Consider the following 16,526-nt stretch of genomic DNA (forward strand, 5'->3'; position numbering starts at 1 on the left):
TTACGCCCTTCGACTCCGCTTCAGGACGAGTTTGGGCGTCAATGACAGGGGAACCCATCAAATATGTACCAGGCTGTCAAAAACCCGAAAAAACAGCCTCAAGGTCGGTCTCTTTATTAAGAGAGTGGAAGCATTACTCTTTAATCACACTGAAAAACTTTTCCATGCAACGCAGGGTGCACCATATATACCCCTGCTTTTTTCTATCGATTGTTAATGCTGCTAACCGGGCTGTCATTATAGCCAGGGAAAATTTTCCATATCATATTCGAAACATATTTCCTTCTAATTATAAATGATGGATATATTGACTCCTTTCTATTTGATTGATTAATTGCCACGGAGGTGTTTGGTATGAATTCTCAGGAATGTTCAGTAGCAGCTGCCACTAAAATCGATTCATGGAAAGCTAGAATGGATGATGATCTACTCATTAAAGGCGTTGGTGAATTCAAAGGTGACAAAATAAAAGCAACATTTTATTCGGTGGAGGCAAAAAGATATTACGATGTTTATGTGTACGGCAGTGATGATAAAGACACATTTGTTAATATCATTGTTACAGCCAAAACAGACAGAAAAAATATTTTTAACCGTATGATTGGTGCAGTTGCTGACGCATTTAAACGATTGACTACCAGTGGTATGAAATTTAGCAAAACACGTTCATCCCAAATAAAGAAAGACCTTGAACCTGTTATTCTGGATAGGGCTATAGTTAATGGTAAAAAAGGGAGTGTTGATAAAAAGGCTATTGAAAATGGATTTAAAGCCGCAACCCAGCGTAAAATTAAATATGGTATTGATGATATTAACAATGATTCTCGCTTTATCCTGGCAAAATCTCTCCTTGAAAACTACGGTGATCCTTCTCTGCTTCATGAATTGCAGGGGGATCTTAATGCCAGAATGACAAAGTTACAACAAGACGCTGCAAGCTTTTCAGCATCGGCCAAGTCTCATCAGGATCAAATGATATTTGATAGTTTTGGTAAAGTTATAAATCTGACTGACTATGCCGTGACTGAAAACAATAACGCAAGAGAACGCGAAGATGATGCTGAAGACAGGATTGATTATAACTTGAAGAGACAAAATCGCTACAACTCCAAGCTCATTCAAACTGCCTGCACTATCTTCCAGGTTGATGAAATGTTGATGAAAATTCAAGATTCTATAGACAGTAAACAGCCAATGATTCAACACCCACGTCCGTATGTTTACAGCACAATGTACCGCGCATGAAATTGAGGCGTTTGCAGGCTGGCTCAATTCGAGCAAAAAGGAACCCTGATGTCGAATGTTGCGCCAGCCTTGCAAAGTACAGAAACACGACAATCGTTCAATTGCCCCGGCATTAACCTTCCTGCAAACAGGCCAGGTTCTGCCAGGCTTCGCGGTAATAGGAGGGGGATAGCTCAATGGCCTCCCGGAACAGGGCCTCGGCCACATCCAGCCTGTTATTGAGCATCATCAGATAGCCCACATCATTGCGGGCCTGTGCTTCGCCCATTACAGGCTCCAGCACCCGAACAGCTTGATTTGGCTGATTCCGCCGGGTCAGCACCAGGGCCAGGTTGTGCCGGGCCAGAGGGTAATCGCTGCGGAGGCTCAGCGCCTGACGAAAATACGCCTCGGCCTGATCCAGTTGCCCGGTCAGTAAATAAGAGTAGCCCAGATTATTCAGCAACATTGCCTGGCCGGGGGCCATCACCAGCGCACGACGATAGTAGGCTATTGCCGACCGGTAGTTCTGGTTCAGGTCTTCAATCACCCCCAGGCCATTCACGGCCAGCCAGGGAATGTATCCACCAGAACCACTCTCGGTCCCCACCAGGCCCAACTCCCACTGCTCAATTGCCTGGTTAAACAAGTCACTGGCATAACCATACTCCCGCTGCTCCAGCCGAATCAATCCCACGGCCTCCAGCGCCATAACATGATCTGGCTCTATCGCCAGCACCGTACGCCACGCCTGCTCTGCCAGTGCCTTATTCCCCTTCTGCTGATGCACCCGGGCAATTTTCATGGCAGCAACATGGGCGTTTTTATTCAGCTCTAATGCACGAATATAGTAAAGCAACGCCCGGTCACCATCGCCCCGTAACCAGTAACTGTCACCTTTCTCCAGGGCTTCACGTTCAGTACTGGCATCAGCAACCCCCAGCATATCGGCGGCCAGGGTGCCGTCGTAAAGCTCACCCCGGTCGCTGGTTTGCTGGTCTGACTGCATGTCGGCACAGCCGCTGATCAGAAACGCCAGAGCAAAGACTTTAATTGTTTTCAAGGTAAGTACATGAATCATCCCGCAAATGCCTCCAGCATACGCAAAATCGCCGGCCCTACCACCACCACAAAGAAGCCCGGCCAGATACAGGTAACCATGGGAAACACCAGTCGTGTACTCACTTTTGCCGCCTGCAAGTCCGCCCGATGCAAACGGATTGCCCGAAAATCCTGGGTATAATCCCGCAAGGTATCCGACAGGTTGGCACCGTAACGGTGCGCCTCGATCAACGTGCCCACCAGCCCTCGTACCTCCTGCAATCCGGCCCGTTCGGCAAACCGGTGCAGTGCCGCATCCGGGGTGACCCCGGCATTCAGTTCGGCAGAAACCCCGGCAACCTCACCGGCCATCAGAGGATGGGCCAGCCGCAATTCCGACTGCACCCGCTCCAGCGCCCGGGGCAGGCTTAAACCGGCGGAGAGACAAATAAGCAGCATATCCAGCAACTGAGGCATTCCGGCAATCAGCTGTTGCTGTCGCCGCTGTCGGAACGAATCCAGTAATTTCGAGGGCAGAAACAACCCGAAGGCCGCCCCGATCATGGCCACCAGCTCGGGGTATTCCGGCAGATCACCGGGCAACCAGGGGTGCAGCAGCAGTAACAGCACCCCGAACACCAGGGCCAGCAATGCCTTGAGCGCGTGGTAGACCAGGGATGCCTGTTCCTGATCAAACCCTGCCTGTAATAAACGTCGACTAACACTTATTTGCTCTTTTTCATCCGCTGGCAACAGATACTTGCGGGCCGGTGATAACCACTCCATGGAGCGGCTGCCAGCCACAGCGGACACAGCCACCGGTGCACCCTCCGGCACCATCGCTTTTGCAGGCCTTTTCAGCCTGAAGATCAATAAATACGACACAAGACTAATGGATAACGTCACCATCAACAGACCAATACCCCGCACCAGCAGCAGTTGGTCCAGCATCTGCTCAGGGAGAGCACCATCACCAGCGGCCAGCCAACATCCAGCATCAGTAAAACCGTTATGGAAAGCAGTGCAATGGCCAGGCAGATGCCCATCAGTTCCAGTGCACGATTCCCTTTACCGGCTTGCAGTAGCAGCAGATCCAGCCCAGCCAACAGAGGATGTTGTTCCACCTTTTGCAGCCAGGGCGGTAACTGCTCCACATAACGTCTGCGCAGCACCTGGTGCATCGGCTGATCGCCCCCCATCTGCTCAAGATGGTGGTGCAGCCGCTTCTGCAACTGGTGTCGTGGACCCAGCAGCAGCACAGCAATACTGACCATAAAGACCGCCATAAAGGTCATGGCCAGCAATAGACTTAATGAGCCAGACATAACCAGTCCCTCCTCTGTTTATGATCTTTCATGGCACTGCCCATGACATCGTTCATGATAAAACCCCTTCAGCAAAAATCTTATCGTCACAGCCAAGCCCACGGGCTTCCAGCTTGTCCATAAAGAGGGGCCGATAGCCGGTGCTGATAAAATCACCAGCAACACCTTTTCGTTCTCCCTTACCAACGTGATCCACACCCGCCCCTGAACGCTCAAACCGGCTGATTTCCCGCAGGACAATATCCCCATGCGTTATGCCCACCAGTTCCTGAACACTTACAACACGACGAACGCCGTCTTACATGCGTTCCAGCTGGATAATGGCATCCACTGCTGAAGCGATCAGCTCTACCACGACATCACCATCCAGCCCCATACCACTCATGGCCGCCATACTCTTCAGTCGTCGTACGGCATCCCTCGGTGAATTGGCGTGCAGTGTGGTCATGGAACCGTCATGGCCGGTATTCATGGCGGTCAGCATGTCGATAAACTCAGCCCCCCGCACCTCGCCCACCACAATCCGATCCGGTCGCATCCGCAGACTGTTGCGCACCAGATCCCGCAGGGTCACTTCCCCCTCCCCTTCAATATTGGGGGGGCGACTTTCCAGCCGCAACACATGGGGTTGCTGTAAAAAATAGGACACCCATAAATTTACCTCTGGAAAGCGGGCAATGAAATATGCGTGTCCTTGAATTTTTTTAAACTGAACTTTTTTGTTTCTTGCCTGCCTTTTTTGCCTTAAGCACAAATACACATGGAAATTATGAATCTATTTTTCGATTACCCGATTCAGTTCTCAACAGCGTTAGTGGTTCTGATATTAATGCTACAAGGTAAGCGGTTTCTCGCAATGTATGTTTTTTACGGTGTAGCTGTTCTATTGTACGTTGTTAAGGCGGTAGGTTTTGACCAATTCTTAGCCGGAGTATTTGTTGGAGTTTTTGCTAGTGGAGAAAAGGACACCCACTTTTATCTACCAAGTCAACTCACTGCGGCTTTTGAGACAACCCAGTGTGGAAAAGCGTTGGTACCCATGCTGCACTGAGCGGGATGTCGGGTATCAGGGCTTTCCTGAACTAGAGCAACGCAGGATCATATTAAAAAAACGCCCCCGCCAGGCGGGGGAGAAAAGGATCAGACAAACAAAATCAGATGCAGCGCCATACCAACCACAAACGCACCAATCATCGGTACCGAGGTTCTTTTCACCACTTCAAACGGTGAGATTTTGGCAATACCGGCACAGGCCATAATGACCGCCGAGATGGGGGACATGGAACGGCCCATGGAAGCGGCAAAGTTCATGGGCAGCAGCATGGCCACCGCAGGCACACCAAAGCTTTTGGCAACTTCTGGTGCCAGGGTGGCAAATGACAGGAAGGCTGCATTGCCAGAGCCCATCATAATGGCCGCAACAGCAATCAGCATGGCCATAAACAGCGTCATACCGGCAGCACCGATACCCAGCCCCTGGGCAGAACCGAGCAGGGAGTCAATGGCACCAATATGTTTTAACCCTGTGGCAAAAATTTCAGCACCGATAATCAGACCTACCACCGGACCAAAAACAGCACCCATACCATTGAGGAATTGATCAAAGCCATCAAGGGACTGTTTCATTTTCCGGGTACGGATCACTTCACAGAACATGCCGGCAAATACGCTGATCAGCATGGCCATGACCAGGTTCATTTTGATGGACGACACCATCATTTTGGAAAAGATCAACAACAGGAAGAAAGGAATCATGGGCAGCAGCGCATAGAATGCCGGGGCCGGGTCTTTCTTGTCACCGTCTGTATGTTCGATGCCCTCGCCCACATGCTCGGCAACCCTGTAGCCATCTTTCAGGTCACACCGACGCTGCCAGACAAAGTGCAGGGCCGCCGCCACCAGCGCCATGGGGACGGTGATCCAGGCCTGATAATCCAGGAAGTATTCGGTAATTTCCAGTCCGGACTGGCTGGCGGCAAAGTTGGCATTCACCTGGGTGACACCGATTTCAAACGCCGCCGGAGAAGCGATCACGGCAACCGCTGAAGCCGGGCTTAAACCGATATTTCTCAGCACCGGATACAGCGTCACCATCAACAGCAAACCGAGACCCGTTGCCGAGGTGACGAACATTTGCAGCACAACACTGAGCAGATAACACAGTGCCAGTACCATATAAGGTGAGCGAAAACGGCTGATGGGCTTAACGGCCAGTCGAACCAGCGCTTCTGAGGCACCGATATGGGACATGTAGCTGGCAAAACCACCACAGGCCATGATGGTCAGACCCAGGCTGGCCATGCGGAAGCTGAATACCGTGTTCATCAGTTGAAACAGGTCAAAGGGGATAAAACCGGTGGCCTTGGCCGCTGGCAGAATGTCTTTTATCCCCATCAACGCGGCGGCACTTAGCAGGACAATACCGGCAATAGCCAGCGAGGCTGATGCACTGTAGTTCTTCACGATGGCGTATATAACCAGTGCAACTACGGGTATGACGATGAGTATATCCACAGGGGAATCCTGAAAATGGCTAAATTTCGCGCAGGTTATTTCTTGAACTTTTGGTTGTAAATGACCAATGTCAAATAATGATCGGGTAGTTTTTTTTAACCATTCTGACAGTCGTTATGACCGAACTTTAAAGGCGGAAAGCGCTTATAAGCCACACAAAAACACACGTAATTTCATCGTATTCAATCTTTGCACATTTTTTGCTAAAGCTATGGTTTCAGAAACGTCTATGGGTTTATAATCAGCCGCACATGGAGAGTAAGCCTCTGCAGCCTCCACGGACAACGAAGTAAAGGTATACGGTTGCCTATGAAGCCTTCCTTACAGCTCAAGATGGGCCAGCAGTTGACCATGACGCCGCAGCTGCAACAGGCCATCCGGCTGCTACAGCTATCGACCTTGGATCTTCAGCAGGAGATTCAGGAGGCCCTGGAGTCCAACCCCATGCTGGAGTCCGACGATAGCCAGACAGAGGACACCGCCAGCAGCACTGAAGGACGGGAAGAGCTCGTTGATCTGAGCGAAAAAGCCTCAGAACCTGAGCCTCAGGAGATGGCGGAATGGTCAGACAGCATTCCCAATGAACTGCCCGTGGACTCCGCCTGGGACGACGTGTATTCCAGCCTGCCGGCCAGCAGCGGTGACGATGATTATGACCCCCTGGCAAAATCCTCCGCTGTGGAGTCACTTCAGGATCACCTGGAATGGCAACTGGATATGGTGCCCATGAGCGACCGGGACCGGCTGATTGGTCTGGCGATCATCGAGGCGGTTAATCCGGATGGGTATTTAACCTGCACGCTGGATGACCTGTTTGTCTCTCTTCAATCCCAACTGGACGATCTGGAGATTGAAGAGATCCATGTGCTGCAACACCGGGTGCAACAATTCGATCCGGTGGGTTGTGGCAGTGTTGACCTTAGAGAGTGCCTGTTGGTTCAACTTCGTCAGCTGCCGCCCTCAACACCCCATTTCAACAATGCAGAAAAACTGCTCACCCGTTACCTTGAGTCCCTTGGCACCCGTGATTATGCCAGCATCATGCGTCATGCCAAACTGAAAGAAGACCAGCTGCGAGAAGCCCTCAGCCTGATTCAGAGCTTCCACCCAAAACCCGGCAGCACCATTGATCAGACAGAAGCCGAATATGTGGTTCCGGATATATCCGTCCGGAAAATCAGGGAACGCTGGACGGTGGAACTGAATTCCGACGCCCTGCCCAAACTGCGTATTAATAATAATTATGCGTCCATGGTTCAGAGAGCCAATAACAGCCGCGACAATGTGTTCATGAAGAACCATCTGCAAGAAGCCCGCTGGTTTTTGAAAAACCTGCAAAGTCGCAATGAAACATTGATGAAAGTGGCGAGCCAGATTATTACCTATCAGCAGGAGTTCCTGGAAAAAGGGGATGAAGCCATGAAACCCCTGGTGCTGGCGGATATTGCCGAGGCGGTGGGGATGCATGAGTCGACGATATCCCGGGTCACTACTCAGAAGTACATGCATACTCCCCGGGGTGTTTACGAGCTGAAGTACTTTTTTTCCAGCCATGTCAGCACCACGGAAGGGGGGGAGTGTTCCTCCACGGCCATTCGGGCCCATATCCGCAAACTTATTGCTGAAGAGACACCGCGCAAGCCCCTCAGTGACAATAAAATTGCAGCGATTCTGGGGGATCAGGGCATCAAGGTAGCAAGGCGCACCATTGCCAAATACCGTGAGTCCATGAATATTCCGCCATCCAATGAGCGTAAGCAGTTAGTGCCTTAGTACATCATTTTGAGGAGTTTGATGTGTGCAATCTCCGTTTACCCTGAGCGTCCTTCGGCTCCGCTTGGATGCACGGACGGAAGGTGATTGGCACAGTCTTTATTCAGGGCATGGTGCTTACGCCCTTCGACTCCGCTCAGGACGAATGGAGTTTGGATGTCATTGATAGGTATTGATAAGGGACGCCCATCAATCACATTGAAACAGTGTTCCGGAATTTTTTACACAAGCTCCGTTGATACACCGTTCAAAAAGCAGTTTTTTTTGTCTCAGGGCATTCCAAGCTGCACCGACAGTGATAGAATCGAACTCAGCCAGTACGAAAAATCCCGCGGACTGGTGATTATCTGGATAATGGGATTCAGGAGAGCGTTACATGCAAGTCAACATCAGTGGGCATCATGTCGAGGTAACAGAAGCTCTGCACGACTATGTGATCAAAAGACTGGAGCGTCTTGGTTCACATTTTGACCATATCACCAATGTACAGGTGACCCTGAGCGTCGAAAAGCTGGTGCAGAAAGCAGAAGCCGTTTTGCATACCCGCGGGGCCGAGATTAATGCCACCGCCGAGCACGAAGACATGTACGCAGCCATTGACCTGCTCTCGGACAAGTTGGATCGGCAGCTGGTTAAACGAAAAGAGAAAGCCCTGGACAGGCAACAGGGTGCCAGTGGCCATGCCCTTTGATTTATCAGGTTGCCATTCTTATTCAGCATGATTATTCACCGCATCCTAACCCCCGAGCGCACCCTTGACGGGGTGCACGGGGCCAGCAAAAAGAAAATCCTGGAATTTATCGCTGAACGCATCAGCAGCGATGCCCCCGAAATCAATGCCAAAGAACTGTTTGAAGCGCTGGTTGCCCGGGAGCGTCTTGGCACCACCGGACTGGGTGATGGCGTGGCTATTCCCCACTGTCGTTGCAAAGCCTGCCCGGAGCCTATCGGTCTTTTTATACGACTGGCGGAACCGGTTGATTTTGATGCGGTGGACCGTGAGCCCGTTGATCTGGTATTCGCGCTGATCGTGCCAGAAGGCGAAAACCAGGAACATCTTGAAATTTTAAGGGCGCTGGCCGGGCGATTTCATTCTGCCCTGACCCTTCAGAAAATACGTTCGGCTACCAATACGACAATGCTCTATCGTACTATGAGTGAACAGTGAATAACGTGACAAAAAAAGGCCATCATAGGTAATGATGGCCTGAAAGGTTCAACTGATCACAATGCTCTTATCTTTTGTTGTTAACACACTTCTTTGAGTCCCGGACAAAATGCATTGCGGCTTACAGGGTTTTAGCCAATTACCGTTGAACCTTAAGTTGCTCATCAAGCTCACGAATTGCTGCATACCTGTCGGCCTTTGGATCTTCTTTAGTGACTGGCGAAACAGTTGATGGAACAATCGGGGTTTCAGACACAGGGCTTTGAGAATCCTGTCGCTTATGATCCTCGGCCATTTTGATGTCCCTGGCCTCTTTGGCCTTCTGCACTTCAGTAGACTCTTGCTTTCGTGAAAAGTTGTAGGCCACCCAATCTTTGCCATACTTTAACCCAGGATTTATTAATTTATTTCTATATGAAGCCTTTTTTTCCTTGGCAAAATTTTCTTTTGCTTTGTTGGCTTCAACCTCAGCTCGTTTCTTTTCAATTTCAGCAATGTTCTCCAAGGCTTTTTTATCTCTTTTTTCAGCGAAGACAGTACTCGCACGGTGAAGCCCGGAAAGATCGTAACTATCCTGCCCGGAGCAAGGCGAACTCTCTGCGGTACGTGGTGTAATCGGTGCAACAACACCTCGTAAGCGTTGTACAATCTTAAGATCATGAAGCATTTTAGCCCTGTCAGGCTGAAGGGCCAGCCCTCTGGCTTTCATCACATCAACTGTAGCAATTTTAGCTTCAAGCACTCTTTTGACACAATCAGCAACAGGTGTAGGTTTACGCTTGCTTTTGACAACATCAGCCACCACTGCAGCTTCATCCTGGCTTATGACGGTATCAGCGACAGCTTCATCCTGGGTATTGACGGTATCAGCGACAGGTTCAGATTTATCCTTACCTTTGATTGCCTCAACAATAAATTTCAGACCGGTATATTTGTAAACAACTTTGACAACTTTAATTGCCCAGTGCTTCAGCTTTTTGAAGAAGCCACAGGAGCTGTCTTCAGAGCTTTCCGAATTTGTCTGAGGAACAGGTTCCAAAGCCGGTTCGTCCTGCATGACCTCCACCTTGGGACTGGTGTCGCTTTCTATGGGGCTTTCCTGTTCTGTCTGGACAACAGAATCAATAACCGGTTTGATATTCTGCATAGCATCAGCCTTGCGCTGAAGGTAGGCCATGTGGCTTTTGGCCAGTTTATCTTCGGCTTTATCCCGACCGCCAATAACAAATATTGGTTTTGGCTGACCATCTTCAAACTTTCTTTCCAGTGGCCTTACCATGCGGTTATAGAACCTGCCAAAATCATCAGGTACCTGATCTTTTTCACGCGGACCCGGAACTGGAACTGGTTGAGAAGCTTTTTCAGCTAATGGATGTTTAGTCGTTTCAACTAATTGACGTTTAGTAGTTTCAACTAATGGTTGATAAGTAATTGCGAGAAATTGTGGTTTAGTCAGTGGTGCGTCCATGATGTTACTCCTTTAACAAGATAGGATTGTTTCATATAATTAAGAGAGATTATTTAATTAACCTCTCTCACTGGTTTACTTGTGATTTAAACTCTAGGATTATTCTCCCATTAAATGAATGACAGCACTGTCAGAAGCACTAACAGAGTTTCCCGCACTCATTAGAATCAGGAAAAACCAATAGCCTGACCCATATCCCGCACCCTGATAGAATCCCGCAACCAGGCGCTGTCAGCCATTCAACACATTTTGATTAACAGGATTTCCAGCAACTCCGGATACCTTGGCCATCGGTTTGTTTTTCCACCTCAGGTCAACGGTATCCGGTAGGCTTCTTGATCAAAAGTTGCTTTAATAGAGGAAGAGTCAGCTTTCAATACCTACACGCTCAGAAGCATAAAGGAACAGCTATGAAACTTATCATCATCAGCGGGCGCTCCGGTTCTGGAAAAAGTTCAGCTCTGCACACCCTTGAAGATGAGGGTTTTTATTGTGTCGACAATCTTCCGGCCAGTATGCTGAACCAATTACCGGATACCCTGAAAGGCCATCATTCAACGCCCCCCAGGATGGCCGTCAGTATTGATGTCAGAAACCTGCCCGGAACTCTGGATAACTTTCCTGATCTGCTGAAGTCCCTTCGGAACAAAGGCATCCATTGTCAGGTACTGTACCTGGACACCGACAGCGAAAAGCTGGTCAGCCGTTACAGCGCCACACGCAGAAAGCACCCGCTCAGTAATGACCAGACATCGCTCAGAGAAGCCATCGCGTTAGAAAAAAAGCTGCTTGCGCCGGTGCTGATTGAAGCAGACCTGAAAATCGACACCACATCGCTCTCTGTTCATCAGATGAGGGACATGATCAAACAGGAGTTCTGCGCTGATCACAAAAGCGGTGTGACGGTTCTTTTTCAATCGTTTGGCTTTAAAAACGGCATTCCTTCAGATGCCGACTTTATCTTTGATGTGCGCTGCCTGCCCAACCCTTTCTGGGACGAATCCCTGAGAACATACACAGGTCTGGACCAACCGGTTATCGACTTTCTGAAGGATGATCCCCTGGTGGTCGAAATGGTTGAGGATATCAGTGCCTTTATCGAAAAATGGCTTCCGCGCTTTGAGTCAGCCCAGCGCAGTTATATGACGATTGCCATCGGTTGCACTGGAGGGCAGCACCGCTCAGTCTATATTGGTAAAACACTGGGCACCCTGTTTACCAGTAAACTGGATCGGGTTCAGGTTAGACACAGAGAGCTTCACGAATAATGATTACCTATCGAAAAAAAATCATTAACAAACTGGGCTTGCACGCCCGGGCGGCATCCAAGTTTGTTTCCACGTCATCGGCGTTTGCCAGTGAGATCGAAATCGGATTCAATGGGCGCAAGGTGGATGGCAAGAGTATCATGGCGGTTATGATGCTGGCGGCAGGACAGGGTTCGGAGCTTGAGCTCCTTTGTGACGGCCATGATGAAGAGGCCGCCTGCCTTGCCCTGTGCGAGCTGATTGATGACCGCTTTGGTGAAGAAGAATAACAGACTCCCCCTTTGCGGGGAGTAGCCACTGCAATTACCATAGAGACCATCTTTCATTTTCCCTGACCATCCGGCCTTTACCGGATGCGCAGAAACTGTTCATGCAGATCATTCAGGCAGATCATTTCAGGCAGACAATAATGGCGCAGCAACTGCAATTGAGCATCGGTGAAGCCGAGCTGAAAAAACTTAATGATGCTCTTGAGCACGGTGTCTCTGCAGAATTGCGCACCATGTTGAACACCTTGCCCCCTGCTGATACCGCGCACTTGCTGGAGTCCTCCCCACCAAAGTTACGCAGCCTGTTATGGCGGTTGATTGACCGTGAACAGGAAGGCGACGTGCTGCAGGAACTGAGCGAAGACGTTCGCCAGTTCTTCCTTGACCAGATGAACATTGCCGAACTGAAAGCCATTACTCAAGGTCAGGATGTTGATGACATCGCCGACCTGCTGCAGCAACTGCCAGATACCATCACCCGACAGGTGCTGGATTCCATGAACAGTCAGGACCGCCAGCGGGTTGAGGCGGTTCTGGCCTATCCGGAGGATTCCGCCGGTGGCTTGATGAACACCGACACCATTACGGTGCGCCCCAATAACACCGTTGATGTTGTGCTCCGTTACCTGCGCCGTCATGAAGGCATTCCGGATGGCACAGACAGCCTGTTGGTGGTCAATCGCCGGGATGAATACATCGGTCGCCTGCCCCTGACCTTGCTCCTGACAACCGAACCGGGCGCTACCGTCAGACAAGTGATGTTAACCGACCTGGACCCGATTCCTGCGGATATGCAGGATACCCAGGTAGCCCAGCTGTTCGAACGGCAGGACCTGCTCTCCGCCCCGGTGGTGAACGACAAGGGCAAACTGCTTGGGCGGATCACCATCGATGATGTAGTGGACGTGATCCGGGAAGAGGCCGAACACTCCATGATGAGTATGGCCGGTCTGGATGACGATGAAGACACCTTCGCCCCGGCACTGCGAACTGCACGACGCCGGGCGGTCTGGCTGGGCTTCAACCTGATTACCGCCTTTATTGCCGCCTCGGTCATTGGTCTGTTTCAGGAAACAATTGATAAAGTGGTGGCCCTGGCGGTGCTGATGCCGATTGTTGCGGGCATGGGAGGTAATGCCGGCAGTCAGGCCCTGACCCTGGTGATCCGGGGTATGGCGCTAGGGCAAATCAGTAAGACCAACCTCCGCTGGCTGCTAAGCCGGGAGCTGGTTGCCGGGTTTCTCAACGGGTTGTTGTGGGCAACCCTGGTGGCCGCCATTGCCTGGTTCTGGTTCGATGACCCGATTATTTCCCTGGTGATTGCCTGCGCCATGGTGATCAACCTGAGTGTTGCCGTGGTCACCGGTGCGATGCTCCCAGTTTTACTGAAATCATTAAATATTGATCCGGCCCTTGCTGGCAGTATTATCCTGACCACGATTTCCGATGTGGTGGGGTTCCTCTCATTCCTTGGGCTGGCCACTGTTTTCTATGGGTAGCGTTTTGAACCACAAAGCACACAAAGAGCACTAAGAAGAGCTTTTCTTTTCCTTTGTGCTCTTTGTGTGCTTTGTGGTTCCAATCGCCGGGTGCCTTAAAGACCACGTATGACAAGGCTTTCACCCTTAAGTCAGTGCCATTGGTCCGAGAATAGCTTTTAAACATTGAACCACAAAAGCCCAAAAAACCTTTGTGCCTTTGTGGTCCCTTCTTTTGCCTTTTAGCAATCACTCACCCGCCAGCTTCATACTGCTGATCAGAATTGAACCGGTCTGGATATTCCCACGCCTGTCGACATCATTGCCCACGGCAACAATATTCCGGTAGATATCTTTCAGGTTGCCGGCAATCGTCACTTCTGACACCGGGAACTGAATTTCGCCATTGTCCACCCAGAAGCCACCGGCACCACGAGAATAATCACCGGTGACGGTATTAACCCCCTGCCCCATCAGTTCGGTAACCAGCAGCCCGGTTCCCATCTGTTTCAGCAGCGTATCAAGATCACCCGCATTGCTTTGTACAAACAGGTTATTAACACCACCGGCGTTGGCAGTACTGTCCATCCCCAGTTTGCGGGCAGAATAGGTGCTTAAAATATAATTCTGCAGCACACCGTCCGTAATAAAGTCCTTGGCATAGGTCGCCAGCCCATCATTATCGAAGCTGGCGGATCCCAGCATGTTTTTCAGCAATGGTTGCTCGTGGATACGCATCCATTCTGGAAACACCGGCTTACCCAGGTGATCCAACAGGAAAGAGGCCTGTCGATAAAGGCTGCCACCACTGATCGCCCCGAGAAAATGGGCAATAAGACCTGAAGCCACCTCCGGTGCAAACAGTACCGGCACCTCGGCAGTGCCTACCTTTCTTGCTCCCAGTCGGCGCACCGTGCGTTCCGCCGCGGTCTTGCCAACCGCGACCGCTTTTTCCAGCTCGTTGGCATTACGGCTTACGGTATACCAGTAATCCCGCTGCATCTCGTCACCCTGCATACCAATCAACACCGCACTCAGGCTGTGGCGACTGGACACATAGCTGCCAATAAACCCATTGCTGTTGCCATAGACACGACAACCCTGATGGCTGGAGACACTGGCACCGTCGGAATTGACAATTTTATTACTGAACGCACGTCCGGCATCTTCACATTGCATGGCCAGATCAATCGCCTGCCCGGCATCGATTCCCCAGGGGTGATACAGGTCAAGATCCGGCAGCGCATCACCATCAGCCATTAACACGGGGTCAGCCAAACCCGCATAAGGGTCTTCGGACGCGTAACGGGCAATATCGCAGGCGGCTTTTACCGTTTCACGGATGGCCTTTGGGCTGCTGTCAGAAGTACTGGCAGAGCCTTTTCGTTTACCCAGATAGACGGTAATGCCCAGCCCCTGGTCACGGTTAAACTCAACCGTTTCAACATCACCCATACGGACGCTGGCCGACAGGCCGGCATCCATGCTGATGCCCACCTCACAGGCATCCGCTCCCTGTCTGGTGGCCTCTGCCAGAATATCACCGGCCAGTGTTTTCAGCCTGGTCTCTTCACTTCGTGGATCCAGCACTGCATTGGAAGGTTCGCCCATGATTGCACCTGATCTGTTGTGTTTATGCCTACGGAGGTTTTCAACTATTGTGCCGCTGTGAAGTTAATAATGCATCAGATAGATGATCAATTGCAGATTCAGAGTCTAATCAGCAACCTTTATCAAGACTTGCGCACTGAGCCTTGTGCACTATTTTCACTAAGCGATTTGTGTTCTTTATATACCTGAAAGGGGGAGCACTGATGTTCTCAAGGGGCAGGACGGAGTATGATCATTCGGAGGAAATGACAGCCGATGCAAGCTCGTCTCCCCCACCCGTACCCCTCCCACCGCCTGATCACACGTCAGAAGTCGATCACTCAGAATCCGCAGTGGCAGTCTCAGGCAGCAGGCAGTTGCCTGCCACGACGAGTGAGTTGACAGATCTGGCAGCATTGATGAAATTAGTCATCGCGAAGAATGACCTGGCCACTCTCAACCACCTTCTGGACCGGGGCGTTGACCCCAATACCCGCTGCCAGGGCGGCTATACCCCTCTGTATTGGGCCCTCATCTATGGTAAGCGGGAAGATGTTGTCAAGACGCTGCTGGATCGCGGAGCGAATCCGAATCTCCCGGCCTGCCATTTTCCGCCTTTGCTACTGGCTGCAATGAAGGCCGATGACAAGGCCGTTTTCTTGTTGCTGGAAAGGGGAGCCGATCTGAACGCCCGTGATCATTCGAATACCTCAGCGCTCCATCTGGCCACTATTTGTTGTAACAACCCGACAGCGATCACCGAGATCATGAATTGCCTGCTGGACAGAGGTGCCGATATCAGTGCCCTTGACTGTGACGGCCAAACTCCGCTGCTCTGGGCGGTAATGTCAGGCAACATTGCGGGCATTAACACTTTACTGCAACGAGGTGCTAATCCAGATACTCCTGACAAGTGGGGTCAGACTGCACTTATCAAGGCTGTACTGAACAGCGTCCCTGCCAAAATCAACAGTATGGTCAATAGCCTGCTGGCCAATGGAGCCAATCCCAATAAGCCAGGCAAGTCAGGCGAAACACCTCTGCATCTGGCGCTTCAAAAAGACCGGCGGGATACCGTTGACATTCTGCTGGCCAATGGTGCCCGTGCCAATATTCCCAATGCGTCTGGTCAAACTGCGTTTGACATTGCAGCAGCCAAAGGCGTCGCTGATACCCTGCACAATATCATGCCTCCTTATCAACCGGAGACGCTATTGGCCTGCGCCCGAACCAGCATTCGTTCACGGCTGGTAAAGAACCAGATGCCGCTGGCAAAAGCCCTGGCACCAGGCTCTGACTGCCTGCCGCTGTCCAATCCCATAAGGGCTTATTTACACGAGCCGCTGACTCTTTAGGAATTGTCCCGAAAGCAGGTCATTTAGATTCAGGCTTGCGTAGCGAACCTTGT

17 protein-coding genes are annotated in these 16,526 nt (G+C 50.8%); 9 read left to right on the forward strand and 8 right to left on the reverse strand.

What is annotated here, in order from left to right; all coding sequences use genetic code 11:
• Positions 1-354 precede the first annotated feature (354 nt).
• Entirely contained in the window at positions 355-1,245 is an 891-nt protein-coding gene (locus ACO6V1_RS12965) for a hypothetical protein (protein WP_422449979.1), read from the forward strand.
• Between the two features lie 112 nt (positions 1,246-1,357).
• Here the strand turns inward: ACO6V1_RS12965 and ACO6V1_RS12970 are convergent, their stop codons facing one another.
• From ACO6V1_RS12970 to ACO6V1_RS12990, 5 genes are read right to left on the reverse strand one after another with little or no spacing between them, the layout of a single operon-like run.
• Positions 1,358-2,305: a tetratricopeptide repeat protein gene (locus tag ACO6V1_RS12970; protein ID WP_422467111.1), complete on the reverse strand. Its 948-nt coding sequence runs from the start codon at positions 2,303-2,305 to the stop codon at positions 1,358-1,360.
• A complete protein-coding gene (locus tag ACO6V1_RS12975) occupies positions 2,302-3,216 on the reverse strand; it encodes a type II secretion system F family protein (protein ID WP_422467113.1) in 915 nt (304 codons plus the stop codon). Before ACO6V1_RS12975 ends, ACO6V1_RS12970 begins: the two co-directional genes overlap by 4 nt.
• A complete protein-coding gene (locus ACO6V1_RS12980) occupies positions 3,174-3,590 on the reverse strand; it encodes a hypothetical protein (protein WP_422467115.1) in 417 nt (138 codons plus the stop codon). The genes ACO6V1_RS12975 and ACO6V1_RS12980 overlap by 43 nt, the downstream gene beginning before the upstream one ends.
• Positions 3,591-3,642: 52 nt before the next feature.
• A complete protein-coding gene (locus tag ACO6V1_RS12985) occupies positions 3,643-3,852 on the reverse strand; it encodes a hypothetical protein (RefSeq protein WP_422449975.1) in 210 nt (69 codons plus the stop codon).
• A gap of 36 nt (positions 3,853-3,888) precedes the next feature.
• A complete protein-coding gene (locus ACO6V1_RS12990) occupies positions 3,889-4,239 on the reverse strand; it encodes an ATPase, T2SS/T4P/T4SS family (protein ID WP_422467117.1) in 351 nt (116 codons plus the stop codon).
• A gap of 111 nt (positions 4,240-4,350) precedes the next feature.
• Here ACO6V1_RS12990 and ACO6V1_RS12995 point away from each other — a divergent pair, with 111 nt between their 5' ends.
• Positions 4,351-4,641: a hypothetical protein gene (locus tag ACO6V1_RS12995; protein ID WP_422449973.1), complete on the forward strand. Its 291-nt coding sequence runs from the start codon at positions 4,351-4,353 to the stop codon at positions 4,639-4,641.
• A gap of 89 nt (positions 4,642-4,730) precedes the next feature.
• On the opposite strand, the gene dcuC is transcribed toward ACO6V1_RS12995, so the two are convergent.
• A complete protein-coding gene (dcuC, locus tag ACO6V1_RS13000) occupies positions 4,731-6,104 on the reverse strand; it encodes a C4-dicarboxylate transporter DcuC (protein WP_422467119.1) in 1,374 nt (457 codons plus the stop codon).
• A 309-nt stretch (positions 6,105-6,413) separates the two neighbouring features.
• Between dcuC and ACO6V1_RS13005 the strand changes: the two genes are divergently transcribed.
• The 3 genes from ACO6V1_RS13005 (at position 6,414) to ACO6V1_RS13015 (ending at position 9,045) form a co-directional block, all read left to right on the forward strand.
• Positions 6,414-7,877: an RNA polymerase factor sigma-54 gene (locus ACO6V1_RS13005; protein WP_422449971.1), complete on the forward strand. Its 1,464-nt coding sequence runs from the start codon at positions 6,414-6,416 to the stop codon at positions 7,875-7,877.
• 376 nt (positions 7,878-8,253) lie between these two features.
• A complete protein-coding gene (gene hpf, locus ACO6V1_RS13010; protein WP_101748939.1) occupies positions 8,254-8,568 on the forward strand; it encodes a ribosome hibernation-promoting factor, HPF/YfiA family in 315 nt (104 codons plus the stop codon).
• 27 nt (positions 8,569-8,595) lie between these two features.
• Positions 8,596-9,045: a PTS sugar transporter subunit IIA gene (locus tag ACO6V1_RS13015; RefSeq protein ID WP_422467121.1), complete on the forward strand. Its 450-nt coding sequence runs from the start codon at positions 8,596-8,598 to the stop codon at positions 9,043-9,045.
• 139 nt (positions 9,046-9,184) lie between these two features.
• Here ACO6V1_RS13015 and ACO6V1_RS13020 read toward each other — a convergent pair whose 3' ends face one another.
• The gene (locus tag ACO6V1_RS13020) at positions 9,185-10,513 is read right to left on the reverse strand and encodes a hypothetical protein (protein ID WP_422449969.1); all 1,329 of its coding nucleotides are present in this window, start codon (positions 10,511-10,513) and stop codon (positions 9,185-9,187) included.
• A 410-nt stretch (positions 10,514-10,923) separates the two neighbouring features.
• Here ACO6V1_RS13020 and rapZ point away from each other — a divergent pair, with 410 nt between their 5' ends.
• From rapZ to mgtE, 3 genes are all read left to right on the forward strand, one after another.
• Complete coding sequence (gene rapZ, locus ACO6V1_RS13025) at positions 10,924-11,781, forward strand: RNase adapter RapZ (protein ID WP_422467123.1); 858 nt, start codon at positions 10,924-10,926, stop codon at positions 11,779-11,781.
• Positions 11,781-12,050 (forward strand): HPr family phosphocarrier protein, encoded by a 270-nt coding sequence (locus tag ACO6V1_RS13030; RefSeq protein WP_101748935.1) that lies wholly within the window; start codon positions 11,781-11,783, stop codon positions 12,048-12,050. Before rapZ ends, ACO6V1_RS13030 begins: the two co-directional genes overlap by 1 nt.
• 140 nt (positions 12,051-12,190) lie before the next feature.
• A complete protein-coding gene (gene mgtE, locus ACO6V1_RS13035; RefSeq protein ID WP_422467139.1) occupies positions 12,191-13,549 on the forward strand; it encodes a magnesium transporter in 1,359 nt (452 codons plus the stop codon).
• 228 nt (positions 13,550-13,777) lie between these two features.
• Here mgtE and pmbA read toward each other — a convergent pair whose 3' ends face one another.
• On the reverse strand, positions 13,778-15,139 hold the full coding sequence (pmbA, locus tag ACO6V1_RS13040) for a metalloprotease PmbA (RefSeq protein WP_422467125.1): 1,362 nt from the start codon (positions 15,137-15,139) through the stop codon (positions 13,778-13,780).
• 398 nt (positions 15,140-15,537) lie between these two features.
• On the opposite strand from pmbA, the gene ACO6V1_RS13045 reads away from it, so the two are divergent.
• Complete coding sequence (locus tag ACO6V1_RS13045) at positions 15,538-16,473, forward strand: ankyrin repeat domain-containing protein (protein ID WP_422467127.1); 936 nt, start codon at positions 15,538-15,540, stop codon at positions 16,471-16,473.
• The last annotated feature ends 53 nt before the right edge of the window (positions 16,474-16,526 follow it).

It is taken from the genome of Endozoicomonas sp. ALC013 (assembly GCF_049310205.1).
GTDB lineage: Bacteria > Pseudomonadota > Gammaproteobacteria > Pseudomonadales > Endozoicomonadaceae > Endozoicomonas.

Coding starts and splice junctions, on each gene's coding strand:
- ACO6V1_RS12965 (WP_422449979.1), top strand. CDS start 355: ATGAATTCTCAGGAATGTTCAGTAGCAGCTGCCACTAAAATCGATTCA.
- ACO6V1_RS12970 (WP_422467111.1), bottom strand. CDS start 2,305: ATGATTCATGTACTTACCTTGAAAACAATTAAAGTCTTTGCTCTGGCG.
- ACO6V1_RS12975 (WP_422467113.1), bottom strand. CDS start 3,216: ATGCTGGACCAACTGCTGCTGGTGCGGGGTATTGGTCTGTTGATGGTG.
- ACO6V1_RS12980 (WP_422467115.1), bottom strand. CDS start 3,590: ATGTCTGGCTCATTAAGTCTATTGCTGGCCATGACCTTTATGGCGGTC.
- ACO6V1_RS12995 (WP_422449973.1), top strand. CDS start 4,351: ATGGAAATTATGAATCTATTTTTCGATTACCCGATTCAGTTCTCAACA.
- ACO6V1_RS13005 (WP_422449971.1), top strand. CDS start 6,414: ATGAAGCCTTCCTTACAGCTCAAGATGGGCCAGCAGTTGACCATGACG.
- hpf (WP_101748939.1), top strand. CDS start 8,254: ATGCAAGTCAACATCAGTGGGCATCATGTCGAGGTAACAGAAGCTCTG.
- ACO6V1_RS13015 (WP_422467121.1), top strand. CDS start 8,596: ATGATTATTCACCGCATCCTAACCCCCGAGCGCACCCTTGACGGGGTG.
- ACO6V1_RS13020 (WP_422449969.1), bottom strand. CDS start 10,513: ATGGACGCACCACTGACTAAACCACAATTTCTCGCAATTACTTATCAA.
- rapZ (WP_422467123.1), top strand. CDS start 10,924: ATGAAACTTATCATCATCAGCGGGCGCTCCGGTTCTGGAAAAAGTTCA.
- ACO6V1_RS13030 (WP_101748935.1), top strand. CDS start 11,781: ATGATTACCTATCGAAAAAAAATCATTAACAAACTGGGCTTGCACGCC.
- mgtE (WP_422467139.1), top strand. CDS start 12,191: ATGGCGCAGCAACTGCAATTGAGCATCGGTGAAGCCGAGCTGAAAAAA.
- pmbA (WP_422467125.1), bottom strand. CDS start 15,139: ATGGGCGAACCTTCCAATGCAGTGCTGGATCCACGAAGTGAAGAGACC.
- ACO6V1_RS13045 (WP_422467127.1), top strand. CDS start 15,538: ATGAAATTAGTCATCGCGAAGAATGACCTGGCCACTCTCAACCACCTT.